The 14,507-nt window shown below is 71.4% G+C and carries 14 protein-coding genes; 12 read left to right on the plus strand and 2 right to left on the minus strand.

Going from position 1 to position 14,507, the window contains the following annotated elements; translation table 11 throughout:
* Positions 1–168: 168 nt before the first annotated feature.
* The 4 genes from ACZ6AA_RS18525 (at position 169) to obgE (ending at position 3,938) form a co-directional block, all read left to right on the plus strand.
* Positions 169–1,533 (plus strand): phospholipase D-like domain-containing protein, encoded by a 1,365-nt coding sequence (locus tag ACZ6AA_RS18525; protein WP_468449702.1) that lies wholly within the window; start codon positions 169–171, stop codon positions 1,531–1,533.
* 206 nt (positions 1,534–1,739) lie between these two features.
* Positions 1,740–2,060 (plus strand): 50S ribosomal protein L21, encoded by a 321-nt coding sequence (gene rplU / locus ACZ6AA_RS18530; protein ID WP_030362614.1) that lies wholly within the window; start codon positions 1,740–1,742, stop codon positions 2,058–2,060.
* Positions 2,061–2,074: 14 nt separating this feature from the next.
* Complete coding sequence (gene rpmA, locus ACZ6AA_RS18535) at positions 2,075–2,329, plus strand: 50S ribosomal protein L27 (RefSeq protein ID WP_030362615.1); 255 nt, start codon at positions 2,075–2,077, stop codon at positions 2,327–2,329.
* A 160-nt stretch (positions 2,330–2,489) separates the two neighbouring features.
* Positions 2,490–3,938, plus strand: coding sequence for a GTPase ObgE (obgE, locus tag ACZ6AA_RS18540; RefSeq protein WP_468449701.1), 1,449 nt, complete (start codon positions 2,490–2,492; stop codon positions 3,936–3,938).
* Between the two features lie 275 nt (positions 3,939–4,213).
* On the opposite strand, the gene ACZ6AA_RS18545 is transcribed toward obgE, so the two are convergent.
* On the minus strand, positions 4,214–6,307 hold the full coding sequence (locus ACZ6AA_RS18545) for a hypothetical protein (protein WP_468449700.1): 2,094 nt from the start codon (positions 6,305–6,307) through the stop codon (positions 4,214–4,216).
* Between the two features lie 364 nt (positions 6,308–6,671).
* Here ACZ6AA_RS18545 and proB point away from each other — a divergent pair, with 364 nt between their 5' ends.
* The 5 genes from proB to ACZ6AA_RS18570 all read left to right on the plus strand — a co-directional run bounded on the left by proB (position 6,672) and on the right by ACZ6AA_RS18570 (position 11,981).
* Positions 6,672–7,805 carry a glutamate 5-kinase gene (proB, locus tag ACZ6AA_RS18550; RefSeq protein WP_468449699.1) on the plus strand — a complete coding sequence of 378 codons (1,134 nt, stop codon included), beginning with the start codon at positions 6,672–6,674 and terminating at the stop codon, positions 7,803–7,805.
* Positions 7,806–8,082: 277 nt separating this feature from the next.
* Entirely contained in the window at positions 8,083–8,586 is a 504-nt protein-coding gene (locus tag ACZ6AA_RS18555; protein WP_468449698.1) for a hypothetical protein, read from the plus strand.
* Between the two features lie 144 nt (positions 8,587–8,730).
* Positions 8,731–10,014 (plus strand): glutamate-5-semialdehyde dehydrogenase, encoded by a 1,284-nt coding sequence (locus ACZ6AA_RS18560; protein WP_471458944.1) that lies wholly within the window; start codon positions 8,731–8,733, stop codon positions 10,012–10,014.
* 123 nt (positions 10,015–10,137) lie between these two features.
* Entirely contained in the window at positions 10,138–10,770 is a 633-nt protein-coding gene (locus ACZ6AA_RS18565; protein WP_468449696.1) for an SCO2584 family spore wall biosynthesis protein, read from the plus strand.
* A gap of 146 nt (positions 10,771–10,916) precedes the next feature.
* Positions 10,917–11,981, plus strand: a complete 1,065-nt coding sequence (locus ACZ6AA_RS18570) for an SCO2583 family membrane protein (protein WP_471458946.1) — start codon at positions 10,917–10,919, stop codon at positions 11,979–11,981.
* Positions 11,982–12,081: 100 nt separating this feature from the next.
* On the opposite strand, the gene ACZ6AA_RS18575 is transcribed toward ACZ6AA_RS18570, so the two are convergent.
* Complete coding sequence (locus ACZ6AA_RS18575) at positions 12,082–13,206, minus strand: M48 family metallopeptidase (protein ID WP_468449694.1); 1,125 nt, start codon at positions 13,204–13,206, stop codon at positions 12,082–12,084.
* A 101-nt stretch (positions 13,207–13,307) separates the two neighbouring features.
* Here ACZ6AA_RS18575 and ACZ6AA_RS18580 point away from each other — a divergent pair, with 101 nt between their 5' ends.
* From ACZ6AA_RS18580 to nadD, 3 genes are all read left to right on the plus strand, one after another.
* Entirely contained in the window at positions 13,308–13,463 is a 156-nt protein-coding gene (locus ACZ6AA_RS18580; RefSeq protein ID WP_468449693.1) for a hypothetical protein, read from the plus strand.
* 148 nt (positions 13,464–13,611) lie between these two features.
* Positions 13,612–13,776, plus strand: coding sequence for a hypothetical protein (locus ACZ6AA_RS18585; protein WP_468449692.1), 165 nt, complete (start codon positions 13,612–13,614; stop codon positions 13,774–13,776).
* 68 nt (positions 13,777–13,844) lie between these two features.
* Positions 13,845–14,495 (plus strand): nicotinate-nucleotide adenylyltransferase, encoded by a 651-nt coding sequence (nadD, locus tag ACZ6AA_RS18590; RefSeq protein ID WP_468449691.1) that lies wholly within the window; start codon positions 13,845–13,847, stop codon positions 14,493–14,495.
* Positions 14,496–14,507 lie beyond the last annotated feature (12 nt).

The following is a 14,507-nucleotide window of genomic DNA, read 5'->3' on the forward strand; positions in this document are numbered from 1 at the left end:
GTCGGTGCCCTCAATGCGCGGTTTTCGTCCGTCACTTGGATCGTCGAGGCTTTGCCTGTAAGACTCATGCGGTTTGTTGTCGTGAAGAGTTGACGAAGAGTCGACCGTGAGGAAGGACTCCGGCGCGCCGTGGGGAGACCGCGCGCGGGGTCAGGGGAGGGATGCACCATGGCGCAGCTGCGCCTCAGAGGCACGGGCCGCCACCGCGCCGTGAAACAGGTCAAGGGCGGACGGCAGGCGGCGGCGCTCGCCACGGTGCTCTCGGCGGCGAGCCTGCAGGCCACCGGCGTCGCCGGGGCCGCGCCCGCCGAAGGGCCCACCGGGACGACACCGACCTGGACCGAGGGCCCGGTCTTCAACGACCCGCTCGGCACGGACGAGGCACAGCACGCGATCCGTACCCGCTTGATCCAGCTCACCGACGCGGCCGTGCCCGGCTCGACCATCAAGGTCGCCGTCTACCACGTGTGGGAGTCCCCGGTCGTCGACGCGCTCCTGAACGCCCGCGAGCGCGGCGTCAACGTACAGATCCTGCTGGACTCCACGAGCCGCACGGACCGCCCGGACAACCCCTCCTACGCCAAGCTCGCGGCGTCGCTCGGCACGAACCGCTCCGAGTCGTCGTTCGTCGCGCTGTGCCCCACGGACAAGTCCTGTCTGGGCGACCCGCGCCACGGCAAGTCGATCATGCACAACAAGTTCTGGCTGTTCTCCGAGGTCAAGGGCGCCCGCGACGTCGTCGTGGAGACCACGTCGAACTCGACGCCGTCGGCGCACACCAAGTTCTTCAACGACGCGCTGCAGCTCCCGAACAACCCGACGATGTACGACGCGTTCGCCGAGTACTTCGACGACATGGTCCGCATGGACTGGCGGCACTGGGACTACCGCACGGTCAGCAACGGCCTCTACAAGGCGTACTTCTTCCCGCGCGAGGGCACCGTCAACGAGACCGACACCATGTACTCGGTCCTCAACAACGTCGCGTGCAGCTACAAGGACGCCAACGGCGTGAAGCGCCAGACCAAGGTCCGCGCCTCCATCTTCAAGATCACGCGCAAGCAGATCGCCGAGAAGCTGGTCTCCCTGAAGAAGGCGGGCTGCGCGGTCGACCTCGTGTACGCCGAGACCGACAGCGCCAAGAGCCAGGGCGGCACCCCCGGCACCTGGGAGGCCCTGCACAAGCCCGGCGGCCCCTCGCTGCGCTGCTACAACGACGACCGGGACCCGCTCGTGCCCGGCCAGAAGCTGACCACGCCGTACATCATCCACAGCAAGTACGTCCTCATCGACGGCGTGTACGACGGCAAGCGCAACAAGGTCACCTTCACCGGTTCGCAGAACTACACGGCGCCCGCGCTGCGCGAGAACGACGAGGTGATCGTGAAGGTCGACGACGACTCGGTGCACGACACCTACCGCAGGCACTTCGACCGGGTGAAGAAGGTGGCCTGGCCGGGGACCAGCGACAAGACCGATCTGTGCCGCGGTGTGAAGCCGCTGCCGCCGGACGGCGAGAAGCCCACCCGCTAGGGCTGCGGGGGCCCGGTTTGACCCGTCCGGGCGAGCCCCGTAATCTTGACCGTCGGCGTGTTCGTATGCACGCCCAACCCCTGTAAACCTCATTCCTCCCGGACATCACGCGGAATTCCGCGCGACATCGGGGAGAGGCCGTCCGTGCCATCGGCGCGGGGCGGCTGGACTGCGGGGGTCCCGTTCCGAGCGAAAGAGAGATCCGCGTGTACGCCATCGTGCGCAGCGGTGGTCGCCAGCACAAGGTTGCTGTCGACGACATCGTTGAGGTTGACAAGATTTCCACCGCCAAGGTTGGCGACACGGTCGAGCTCTCGACCCTGCTCGTTGTCGACGGCGACGCCGTGACCAGCGACCCGTGGGTCCTGGCCGGTATCAAGGTCACCGCCGAGGTCGTGGACCACCACAAGGGCGCGAAGATCGACATCCTTCGCTACAAGAACAAGACCGGTTACCGCCGTCGTCAGGGTCACCGTCAGCAGTACACGGCGATCAAGATCACCGGTATCCCCACGGCTGCGAAGTAAGGGACTGAGACAAGATGGCACACAAGAAGGGCGCATCGTCCACTCGGAACGGGCGCGATTCCAATGCTCAGCGGCTCGGTGTGAAGCGCTTCGGCGGTCAGACCGTCAACGCCGGTGAGATCCTGGTCCGCCAGCGCGGCACCCACTTCCACCCGGGCACGGGCGTCGGCCGCGGCAAGGACGACACCCTGTTCGCGCTGGACGCCGGTGCGGTGGAGTTCGGTACCCACCGCGGCCGCAAGGTCGTGAACATCGTTCCGGTCGCCTGATCACTCAGGTTCCGTAGAACAGAGTTCTTCGCGAGGGCGGACCTCGACTTCTCGTGCTCCTGGAGTGCGGGAAGCGGGTCCGCCCTTTGCGTGTTAGACGTAAGACATTCCCGTACTCCCCCAACCTTCGGCCGGGGGGACCCCCAGGAGGCACTGAACCATGACCACCTTCGTGGACCGCGTCGAGCTGCATGTCGCCGCGGGTAGCGGGGGCCACGGCTGTGCCTCCGTCCACCGTGAAAAGTTCAAGCCGCTCGGCGGCCCGGACGGCGGCAACGGCGGCCGGGGCGGCGACGTCATCCTGGTCGTCGACCAGTCCGTGACCACGCTGCTCGACTACCACCACAGCCCGCACCGCAAGGCCACCAACGGCAAGCCCGGCGAGGGCGGCAACCGCTCCGGCAAGGACGGCCAGGACCTGGTCCTGCCCGTGCCGGACGGCACCGTCGTCCTCGACAAGCAGGGCAACGTCCTCGCGGACCTCGTCGGCCACGGCACCACGTACGTGGCCGCGCAGGGCGGCCGCGGCGGCCTCGGCAACGCGGCGCTCGCCTCCGCCCGCCGCAAGGCGCCCGGCTTCGCGCTGCTCGGCGAGCCCGGTGACGGCGGCGACGTCGTCCTGGAGCTCAAGACGGTCGCGGACGTCGCGCTCGTCGGCTACCCGAGCGCGGGCAAGTCCTCGCTGATCTCGGTGCTCAGCGCCGCCAAGCCGAAGATCGCGGACTACCCGTTCACGACGCTGGTGCCCAACCTCGGCGTCGTCACCGCGGGCTCCACCGTCTACACCATCGCCGACGTGCCCGGCCTCATCCCCGGCGCCAGCCAGGGCCGCGGCCTCGGCCTTGAGTTCCTGCGCCACGTCGAGCGGTGCAGCGTCCTCGTGCACGTCCTGGACACGGCCACCCTGGAGTCCGACCGCGACCCCGTCTCCGACCTCGACGTGATCGAGGCGGAGCTGCGGGAGTACGGCGCGGGCCTGGAGAACCGGCCGCGTCTGGTCGTCCTCAACAAGGTCGACATCCCCGACGGCCAGGACCTGGCCGACCTGGTGCGGCCCGACCTGGAGGAGCGCGGCTACCGCGTCTTCGAGGTCTCCGCGGTCGCCCACAAGGGCCTCAAGGAGCTGTCCTTCGCGCTCGCCGAGTTCGTCGCCGAGGCGCGGGCCGCGAAGCCCAAGGAAGAGGCCACGCGCATCGTCATCCGGCCCAAGGCCGTCGACGACGCCGGCTTCACCGTCACCCGTGAGGACGACGAGGGCGAGGCCGTGTTCCGCGTGCGCGGCGAGAAGCCGGAGCGCTGGGTGCGCCAGACCGACTTCAACAACGACGAGGCCGTCGGCTACCTCGCGGACCGGCTCAACCGCCTCGGCGTCGAGGACGAGCTGATGAAGGCCGGGGCCCGCGCGGGCGACGGCGTGGCCATCGGCCCCGAGGACAACGCGGTCGTCTTCGACTGGGAGCCCTCGATGTCCGCGGGCGCGGAGATGCTCGGACGGCGTGGCGAGGACCACCGCTTCGAGGCGCCCCGTCCGGCCGCACAGCGCCGCAGGGACCGCGACGCGGAGCGGGACGAGGCGGAGAAGGCGTACGACGACTTCGAGCCGTTCTAGGCGGCTTCTGGCCGGGGGCCCTGGGCGGGGAGGGCCGCCGCCCCGCCCACCCGTGACTGTCGGACCCGGCTTGCCGCCGAGGGCAGTGACGGGGGCCGCGTAGCCCGTCGGCTCACGCCTGGAGACACAGCGAAGGGCCCCGGAGCGAATCATCGCTCCGGGGCCCTTCGCTGTGTGCCGAGGGTCGCGCTTCGACGGCACGTCGGGTCCGACAGTCACGGGCGGGCGGGTGGGTGAAAGCCCCGGAGGGGCTTACGGCTGCCGCCCGGGCCGCGCTACGCCGACTCCAGCTCCTCCGCCGGGTCCGCGTCCATCGCGGCCTCCGCGGCGTCCACCGTGTCCGTGGACTCGTCGCGCTGAGCGGGGATCTCCGCCTCCTGGCGAGCCGCCGCGCGGGCGCGGCGGGCGTCGGACTTGGCGGACAGGGCCAGGGCCGCCGCGTTGAAGCGGACGATGGAGGGCGGGTCGGACGGGCCGAGGAGGTGCTCCTTCAGCTCGGCACGGGCCTCCGCGTACACGTCCTGCTCGGGGGTGCGCACGGCGTCCAGGAGGGCGGGCATGCCGTCCGCCTCGGGCGCGAGGATCGTCGCGGCCCGCACGGTCGGGAAGCCGGCCCGGAAGTCCGCCTCGGACATCCCGGAGGTGTTGGCCACCGCGTACGGCTTCTCGCTGCTCAGCCAGTCCGAGACGACCGAGGAGACATCGCTGATCAGCAGGTCGGCCTGGTTGAAGCAGGAGAAGATCGCCGGGCGGGACTCGGTGATGATCTGGTGCTCCCACTCGGGCAGCGAGGCCCAGTACGCCGACTCCCACGCCGCGGTCGCCTCGGCGATCGCGGCCCGGCTGTCGCCGTCGGGCGTGCCCTGGAGCATCATCCGCTCCTGCTCGTCCACGCTCCGGCGGAACTTCTTGGCGGTGAGCAGGTTCAACGCGTCCGTGCGGGCGGCGAGTTCGGCCGCGGCCTCGGGGCCGGGGCGGGCGCCGGAGCGCTTCGCGGCGGCCTCGCGGATCATGGCCTTGATGCGCTCGTTGGCGGCGCCCGCGGCCGGGTTCTGCGAGCCGGTCATCGGGTGCGGCTTGTAGATGAGGCGCACGGCCGGGTCGGCGAGCAGGTGCCGGACGATGTTCTCGCCCGCGAGCACGACCGAGGTGTTGCCGGGGTTGCCGTCCCAGCCCTCCCAGGTCGGGGCGTAGAGGACGGTCGTGTACGCGCCCGTGGGCGGGCCCGCGTACGGCCGGATCGGCGAGAGCTGGGGGCGGCCGACCTCGACCACGTCCTTGTCCTCGACGCCGATGTCGGCGAGCTGGTAGCGGTCGCGGGCGGCGGGGCCGGCGACCCACACCTCGTCGTACGCCTTCGCGTACGGGTTGCAGGACGACAGCTTGTCGCTCTCGCCGTGGTTGATGAAGGCGTGCTTGAGCGAGGGGATGCGCAGGACCTGGGAGGTCTTCGCGGCGTTCGCCGGGTGCAGCATCATCTTCAGCGTCGACGTCTCCAGGGAGAACATCGTGGCGACCTTCGGGAAGCAGATGATCGGCACGTCCGTGGAGTCGATCTTCTGGACCATGAAGCGCTCGCGCAGCACGATCAGCGGGTTGCCGTCGAGCTGGGAGAGCGTGGAGAGCCACATGTTCGCCTGGTACGCGGACGTGGTGCCGCCGGAGAAGTACATGGCGACCGTCGGCTGGTACTGGGCCAGCCACTGGTCGAGCCACTCCATGACGGCCTGGTCGCTCTTCGCCCGCTTCTTCGGCAGCATCCAGGTCGCCAGGTACGCGGCGCCGCCACCCATCAGGACGACGGAGACGCCGAGGCCGATGCCGCCCCAGTACGCGTCGGTGGTGGCCGCGGTGAGCAGCAGGCCGACCGTCGCGGGCACCGAGAACGTGAGCAGGCGGCGCGCCTGCTGGCGGGCCAGGATGCGCGGCGGCGCGGCGCTCAGGTGCAGCGCGGAGGCGTCGATGTTGCGGGTGACGATCGGCAGCGTACGGGCGCGGCGCACCATGACGGCGACGGCCTGGCAGAAGAAGTGCAGGGCGTAGAACGCGAGCAGCGTGACGGTCAGCGGCGACTGCTCGGCCAGCGGCTCGATGCCGTCGATGCGCAGCAGGCCGACGAGGACCAGCATGTCGCGCAGGAGCTGCCGGACGGTGACATCGAAGCGGATCTTGCTCAGGAGGGAGAGCAGACCCGGCTGCTTGTACTGCAGATAGATGTCGAGCGCGAGGTTCGCCGCCGCCGCGGCGACGAACACCGGGACGTACGGGACGAGCGCGGAAACGAGCTGTGCCGTGAAGAGCGCGACCATCGACAGCAGGGCGGTGAGCTGTACGACGCGGCGGCGGGGGGCGAGTCCGGCGGAGGGCACGGGCTTTGGCTCCTGGCGGGGGGCGTAACGGATGGGGGAGGGCGGTGCGGGCTGTGCGGGGTCCGGCAGGTGCGGACGACCCTCATCCGGATAAGTGGTCGACACTCATCCGGATTAGTGGAAGACCCCTGACCGTATGACGCTCGGTGCCTCGGTAGCAATCTTCCGTGACGCTAATCACCGGATAAAGGGGCAAAGGTAACGGAACCCGGAGGCCGAAATTCGGCCTCTTGACGACTTAGGGCCCCTGTACTTCCGTACGCCCGTCCGCCCGGCGAAACGCACGGGCGCCCCGGCCGCGTCCTCACGTACATTGCTGGTCCACAGCACATGGGGACCATTGGGGAAGTACGTGACAAGGGCCGTGACAGGGGCAAAGGGACGGACGGACGTCGCGGGGGCCCACCGGGTCGTCGTCAAGGTGGGGTCGTCGTCGCTGACCACCGCGTCGGGCGGGCTCGACGCCGACCGCGTGGACGCGCTCGTCGACGTGCTCGCCAAGAGCAGAAGCGGCGGGGAGCGCGAGGTCGTCCTCGTCTCCTCCGGTGCCATCGCCGCCGGGCTCGCCCCCCTCGGCCTGCGCCGCCGCCCCAAGGACCTGGCCCGCCAGCAGGCCGCCGCCAGCGTCGGCCAGGGCCTCCTCGTCGCCCGCTACACCGCCTCCTTCGCGCGCTACGGCGTCCGCGTCGGCCAGGTCCTGCTCACCACCGACGACACCAGCCGCCGCGCCCACCACCGCAACGCCTCGCGGACCCTCGACAAGCTCCTCGCCATGGGCGCCCTGCCCGTCGTCAACGAGAACGACACGGTCGCCACCGACGAGATCCGCTTCGGCGACAACGACCGCCTCGCCGCCCTCGTCGCCCACCTCGTCCGCGCCGACCTCCTGGTCCTCCTCTCGGACGTCGACGGCCTGTACGACGGCGACCCGGCCGCCCCCGGCACCGCCCGCGTCGCCGAGGTCGCGAGCCCCGCCGACATCGCCCACGTCAAGATCGGCAGCGCGGGCAGGGCGGGCGTCGGCACCGGCGGCATGGTCACCAAGGTCGAGGCCGCCCGGATCGCCGCGGCCGCCGGCATCCCCGTCGTCCTCACCTCCGCGAGCCAGGCCGCCGACGCCCTCGCGGGCCGCGACACCGGCACGTACTTCCACCCCACCGGACGCCGCTCCGCGGACCGCCTGCTGTGGCTCCAGCACGCCTCCGCGCCGCGCGGCTCCCTCACGCTCGACGACGGTGCGGTGCGGGCGGTCGTCGAGGGCCGCAAGTCGCTGCTTCCTGCGGGGATCGCCGCGGTCGAGGGCGAGTTCATCGCGGGCGACCCGGTCGAGCTGCGGGACACCGCGGGCCGCGCCGTCGCCCGCGGCCTGGTGAACTTCGACGCCAAGGAGCTGCCGCGCCTCTTCGGTCGCTCCACCCGCGAGCTGGCCCGCGAGCTCGGCCCCGCCTACGAGCGCGAAGTGGTGCACCGCGACGACCTGGTCGTCCTGCATCCCTGACCCACCCCGGGCCGTGCACCACCGGACCGCGGGGCAGTGCACCATCCACCCCGCCCGACGGTGCACCCCTAGTCCCGCCCGCCTCGGAGACACCAGCGCAAAACAGGCCGAAAACAGGCGCGAACGCCGTGTCACGGCTGGCTCGCCCGAGGTGAAACTCCGCAAAACCGCCCCGCGGGACCGCTTGTCCTGCTCAACTTTGTTGCAAGGCAGTTCCGCACGACCGTTGCATATCCGCACCACCACTGGTTGAAATCACTGGTTGAAGGAGGCCGTCGTGAGACGAGTGCGCCCAGGGGCGGCGTCCCGCGGGTCGGCTGAGCGCGCGCTGACGAGCGTCGCCGCGGGGGCGGCGTACGGCGGCGACGTGGCCGAGGGCCACGACCGGGAGCCACGCGAGAGCCAGGCACGGGACGGCGACGGCGGCGAGCCGGCCGACGCACCCCGCCTCTGGCACGTCACGCTGAGCGTCTCCGGCGCCAAGGCACCCCTCCAGGAGGTCCGGCGGGGCCTGGAACAGCTCGCCCACGACCACCCCTTCCTGCTCACCAGCCGCTACGCCCAGGACCACGCGGAGATCCGCTACTGGGAGGAGGCCCGCGACCTGCACGACGCCGCCGCGGTCGCGCTGCGCCTGTGGGGCGAGCACCGGCAGAGCGCGCAGCTGCCGCCGTGGGAGATCGTCGGCCTCGAAGTCATCGACCGCGACACGTATCACCACCGGATCGCGGAGGGGTACGGGCCGCTGCCCGCGACACCCGTCGGCGTGCACCCTTTTTAGGGCGTCGATTCCAGCCATCTCCGGCCCGGCGTCCGGCACGGCCCACGGCAGGGTCCGCGGGATGGTCCGCGGCACGGCCCGCGAGGCGTCTCGTACTGCGGAACAGCGTCTGGACGCCCTCCGACGCGCCGTTACGCTGCCCTCATGACCGCGCTCTCGCCCTACGACAACATGTCCCCGGTCGCCCAGGCCGCCTACCGGTCCCGCGCCGCCGCGGCCACCCTCGCGCCGCTGCCACGCGCCGAGAAGGACGACGCGCTGCTCGCCATCGCCGACGCCCTCGAAGTGCGCACCGCGGAGATCGTGACGGCCAACGCCAAGGACATCGCGAAGGCCCGCGAGACCGGCACCAGTGAGGCGATCGTCGACCGCCTCACCCTCACCCCCGAACGCGTCCGCGCCATCGCCGCCGACGTGCGCCACGTCGTGGCCCTGCCCGACCCCGTCGGCGAGGTCGTCCGCGGCTCCACCCTGCCCAACGGCATCGACCTGCGCCAGGTCCGCGTCCCCCTCGGCGTCGTCGGCATCATCTACGAGGCCCGCCCCAACGTCACCGTCGACGCCGCCGCGCTCTGCCTGAAGTCCGGCAACGCGGTGCTGCTTCGCGGCTCGTCCTCCGCGTACGAGTCCAACACCGCGCTCGTGCGGGTCCTGCGCGACGCCGTGCACGGCGCCGGGCTGCCCGCCGACGCCGTCCAGCTCGTCCCCGGCGAGAGCCGCGAGTCCGTCCGCGAACTGATGCGCGCCCGCGGCCTCGTCGACGTCCTCATCCCGCGCGGCGGCGCCTCCCTGATCAGGACTGTCGTCGAGGAGTCCACGGTCCCCGTCATCGAGACCGGCACCGGCAACTGCCACGTCTACGTCGACGCGCACGCCGACCTCGACATGGCCGTCGACATCCTCATCAACTCCAAGGCCCAGCGCGTCAGCGTCTGCAACGCCGCCGAGACCCTCCTCGTCCACGCCGACATCGCCGACGCCTTTCTGCCCCGCGCCCTCGACGCCCTCGCCGACGCCGGCGTCACCGTGCACGCCGACGAACGCGTCCAGACCTACGCCCCCGGCTCCAAGGCCACCGTCGTCCCGGCGACCACCGAGGACTGGGAGACCGAGTACCTCTCGTACGACATCGCCGCCGCCGTCGTCGACTCCCTCGAACAGGCCGTCGAGCACATCCGGCTGTGGACCTCCGGGCACACCGAGGCCATCGTCACCACCTCGCAGCAGGCCGCACGCCGCTTCACCCAGCTCGTGGACTCCACCACGGTCGCCGTGAACGCCTCCACGCGGTTCACCGACGGCAGCCAGTTCGGCTTCGGCGCCGAGATCGGCATCTCCACCCAGAAGCTGCACGCCCGCGGCCCGATGGGGCTGCCGGAACTCACCTCCACGAAGTACATCGTGACCGGCGACGGCCACGTCCGGTGACCGCCGCGCGCGGCGCGCGTCACGCCGTGTGACCGCCGCGGGGGAGTGGGGCGTTGAGGGTCACAACCCCCGAATCGCCTTTGCGTCTGCCCAAATTGCCCCGTCCAGGTCTACGCTGGACGGGTGCCGGAGGACGTGGGGGGTTCGCCGTTTCCCGACGGCTGGGAACCCGACGACGACCGCGACCACGGGGATGCGGACGAAGAGTTCGCCTCCGTGGTCTTCGACGAGGATTTCGTGCGCGCCGCCGAGATCCATGAGCCCACCGCGGTGGAGCGGCTGCTCGCCGCCGCCCAGGCACGCGCCGAGGCGTCCGAGGCCGAGGCCCGCAGGGGCCGCGCCCGCCGCCGCGGCCCCCACGGCACCGACGGCCCAGGACCGGACGACGCCGACGACTACCCCTACGAGGGCTACGGCACCGGTGAGTTCGGCCGCGACGGCGACCTCGACGACTACGACGACCTCGGCGACCCCGAGTTCCTCCAGGACGGCCGCGGGCGCTACGGCCGCCGCGGCGCCAAGGTCCGCTGGCACCGCCCGGTGGCCTGGATGCTCGCCCTCCTCCTCGGCATAGGCATGGTCGCCTTCGCCTTCGCCGCGGTGTACCGGGGAGCGGCGTCCGGCCGCCAGGACCGGATACCCCCGCCCGCCACCACCGAGGTCGAACAGAACGCGGGCCCCGGCGACTCCGCCGGCCCCTCCGCGTCGGCGGAGTTCGGCCAGTCCCCGGTCCCCGCCGAGCCCCGCACCCCCTGAGCGCCGGGCGCATCCGCCCAGGCCAGCCCCACCGCGACCGCCCGCGCACGCCGGCGCCCCCAACTGGCCAAGCCGCGTGAGGAGTTGTCGGAAGTTGTCGTGTACCAGGGCGTTTACCTGACGGCCCGGAGACCTACCCTGAAGGTATGGGCGGGCCAGGAGAACCACCTGCGGGGACACCCGAGGGCGCTCCCGGTGGTGAGGACGAGTACCGATCCGTCGTCTTCGACGAGTCGTTCGTGCGCGCTGCGCGGCTGCAGGAGTTCTCCGCGCGGGAACGGATGGGCGATCACGCGCGCGCCGTGCGCCGCAGGCCCACCGCCCACCGCCGCCTCTCCCGGCAGGTCGTCGTCCTCGTCGTCCTCATCGCCGTCGCCTTCGGCACCGCGATCTACATGGGCGTACGACACCCGTACGGCACCCCGGCCGCCAAACGCCCCGACCCCCTGCGGATGACCGTCATACCGCTCGCCCCCCAGGGCCGCGTGCCCGGCTCCGCGAAGGTCGCCGACCTGTTCGCCAAGAGCCCCGCGGCGCAGTTCCGCATCGGCGCCGGCGGCATCAACCTGCCCGCGGCCCGCCGCACCGCCCACTTCTCCGAGGGCCAGGTCGTCTCCGCGCTCGCCACCGCCAAGGACTACCTCGTGCAGTCCGCGCTCGACCCCGAGGTGCTCATGGGGCGCGCCGTGCGCCCCGCCCGCATCCTGCTCGACCCCGGCCAGCTCGACCAGTTCGACCGCAGCTTCACCCGCCCCGCGGCCGACGGGCGGCACGCCCCCACCGGCTGGCTGGTCCGCTTCGACCAGGCACGGACCCAGCTCGCCGACCCCGGCGTGCGCGTCCAGGGCAGCCTGCGCGCCTCCGAGACCGACAAGGACACCCTTGAGGTCGCCTCGGACCACACCTTCGTCTACGCGCTGCGCCCGGCCCGCGCCGACGCCCGGACACCGGCCTCCCTGTTCACCGTCCGGCGCGAGCTGCACTTCCGCTTCGACCGCGACGACCTGCGCATGCACCAGACCGAGCTGCTCGCCTCCTACGTCCAGGCCGGACCGCTCGCCTGCGCCGCCGACGCCACCCGGCAGCTGCGGCCGCTGCTCGCGGGCGAGAAGGCGAAGGCGGGCGGCCCCGCGGGCACCGACCCGTACGCGACGGGGGGCGCCACGGCGCTGTGCGGGACCCTCGCGGCGTCCGCCCAGCCTTCGCTGTGAGTGGTCCTGGTCCTCGGATGCGAGTGGTCCTGGCCGGTCCTGGCCCTCGTCCTCGGACGGGCCGTGAGCGCTCGTCGCCGGACGGCTGGTTGTCGTACGGCTAGTTGTCGGACGGGCGGTCCGACGAGCCGTTGGACGGGGAGCCGCCGTCGCCGCCACCGCTCTGGCCGCCCTGCCCGGTGAACTTCCCGCGCAGCTTGCCGCCCAGGTCACCCGCGCCGCCCGCGATGTCGTTGACCAGCTTCATCAGCGGGTCCTTGCTGGTGCGGACGTTCTCCGCGTACGACGACGCGGACTGGCGGAAGGAGTCGCTGACCGACGTGTCCTTGTCCTCCTCGCGGCGCGGGTAGTGGCCGTCCATGATCCGCTGGTAGTCGCGGGTCGCGGCCCACTTCTTCAGCTCGGCGGCGCGCACGGTGGTGAACGGGTGCGAACGCGGCAGCACGTTCAGGATCTTCAGGACGGAGTCGCGCAGGTCCCCGCCCGCCTCGTACTCCTCGGCCTGCTCCAGGAACGCGTCCACGTTCATCTCGTGCAGGTGGTTGCCGCCCGCGATCTTCATCAGGCCGCGCATCGATGCCTGCAGGTCCTGGCCGACGAGCAGGCCCGCCCGGTCCGCGGACAGCTCGGACTTGCGGAACCACTCGCGCAGCGCGGTCACGATCGCCATGATCGCGACATTGCCCAGCGGGATCCACGCGACCTTGAGGGCGAGGTTGGTGAGGAACAGCAGGATCGTGCGGTACACGGAGTGGCCGGAGAGGGCGTGGCCCACCTCGTGGCCCACCACCGCGCGCATCTCCTCCTCGTCGAGCAGCTCGACCAGGCCGGTCGTCACCACGATGATCGGCTCGTCCAGGCCGATGCACATGGCGTTGGGCTTCGGGTCCTGCTGGACGTACATCGCGGGGACCTTCTCCAGGTCCAGGATGTAACAGGCGTCCCGCAGCATCGTGTGCAGATGCGCGAACTGGGCGTCGGACACCCGCACCGAGTCCGAGAGGAACAGCAGCCGCAGGCTGCGCTCCGGCAGCAGCCCGCTGAGGGCCTTGAAGACCGTGTCGAAGCCGCTGAGCTTGCGCAGGGCCACCAGGGCCGAGCGGTCCGCCGGGTGTTCGTACGCCCGCGAGGAGATGCCGGGGAAGCGCCTGCGCTGCCGGCTCGGCACGTTCTCCTGTCCGCTCCCCGCGCCGTTGTCGGTGCCGTCGTGGTTGCCGTTGGTCATGCCGCATCCCCCATGTCGTGTCCTCGTTCCTGCCCCCGAGGTGGAGCCCAGCCTAGGCGGAGATACCGTGACAGGGCAGCGCACAGAAGGAGTCATCCGCCATGGAGCACATCTCCGCAGCTCACGCCCTCGTCCTGGCCGCGGGCAGCCAGGACGAGCCAGGCCTCGGCAACCTGCTGCGCGTCGTACTGATCGTGATGGTGGTGGGCTGCGTCCTGGTGGGGTGGCTGCTGCTGCGCGGGTACCGCAAGGACTGAGGAAGGACTGAGGAAGGACCGAGGAAGGACTGAGGCCGGTCGGCATCCGGTGGGCGCCCGGCAGGGCGCCGTGGCCGCACCCGGGGGCCCCGCATACGATGTGCCCAAGTCTTTACCCCGATCCCACACCGGATAGGTCCTGCTGACGATGAGCCTCCACAGCACCGCCGCCCAGTTGGTCACTCTCGCCTCCGAGGGCGGCGAGCACGCCGACGAGCACGCGAGCATCAGCCCCTACGTGACCGGCGGCGGCGCCTTCGTCGTGCTGCTCCTGCTGCTCTGGATCACCACCCGCTTCAACCGCGACCGCTGAGCCGCCCCGGCCCGGCCCCGGACGGCTGAGACCGGGGCCCCTCGGCGGGGCCGGTAGTGTCTGCACCCATGGGAGAGCAGGACATGCCTACCGGCCCGCAGGGCGGCCCGGGCTCGGGCCCGGCCAGTGCCGCCAAGCGCCGACTCGGCGTCATGGGCGGGACGTTCGACCCGATCCACCACGGACACCTGGTGGCGGCCAGTGAGGTCGCCGCGCAGTTCCACCTCGACGAGGTCGTGTTCGTGCCGACCGGGCAGCCGTGGCAGAAGAGCGACAAGAACGTCTCGCCGGCCGAGGACCGCTATCTGATGACGGTCATCGCGACCGCCGAGAACCCGCAGTTCTCGGTGAGCCGCATCGACATCGACCGCGGCGGCGCCACGTACACCACGGACACCCTGCGCGATCTGCGCCGCCTCAACCCCGAGACCGACCTCTTCTTCATCACGGGCGCCGACGCGCTCGGCCAGATCCTCACCTGGCGCGACACCGAAGAGCTGTTCTCGCTGGCGCACTTCATCGGCGTCACCCGGCCCGGCCACACCCTGGCCGACCCCGGCCTGCCCGAGGGCGGCGTCTCCTTCGTGGAGGTCCCGGCCCTGGCGATCTCGTCCACGGACTGCCGTACGCGAGTCGCCAAGGGGGACCCCGTCTGGTACCTGGTGCCGGACGGTGTGGTCCGTTATATCGACAAGCGCGAGCTGTACCGCGGCCACTGAGCCGAGAGGGGC

Source organism: Streptomyces sp. NPDC040610, from assembly GCF_055594065.1.

Bases quoted from the DNA above. Each gene is read 5' to 3' on its own strand.
- rpmA (WP_030362615.1), top strand. From the start codon at position 2,075: ATGGCACACAAGAAGGGCGCATCGTCCACTCGGAACGGGCGCGATTCC.
- ACZ6AA_RS18560 (WP_471458944.1), top strand. From the start codon at position 8,731: ATGACCGCGCTCTCGCCCTACGACAACATGTCCCCGGTCGCCCAGGCC.
- nadD (WP_468449691.1), top strand. From the start codon at position 13,845: ATGGGAGAGCAGGACATGCCTACCGGCCCGCAGGGCGGCCCGGGCTCG.
- obgE (WP_468449701.1), top strand. From the start codon at position 2,490: ATGACCACCTTCGTGGACCGCGTCGAGCTGCATGTCGCCGCGGGTAGC.
- ACZ6AA_RS18570 (WP_471458946.1), top strand. From the start codon at position 10,917: ATGGGCGGGCCAGGAGAACCACCTGCGGGGACACCCGAGGGCGCTCCC.
- ACZ6AA_RS18585 (WP_468449692.1), top strand. From the start codon at position 13,612: ATGAGCCTCCACAGCACCGCCGCCCAGTTGGTCACTCTCGCCTCCGAG.
- ACZ6AA_RS18580 (WP_468449693.1), top strand. From the start codon at position 13,308: ATGGAGCACATCTCCGCAGCTCACGCCCTCGTCCTGGCCGCGGGCAGC.
- ACZ6AA_RS18525 (WP_468449702.1), top strand. From the start codon at position 169: ATGGCGCAGCTGCGCCTCAGAGGCACGGGCCGCCACCGCGCCGTGAAA.
- ACZ6AA_RS18575 (WP_468449694.1), bottom strand. From the start codon at position 13,206: ATGACCAACGGCAACCACGACGGCACCGACAACGGCGCGGGGAGCGGA.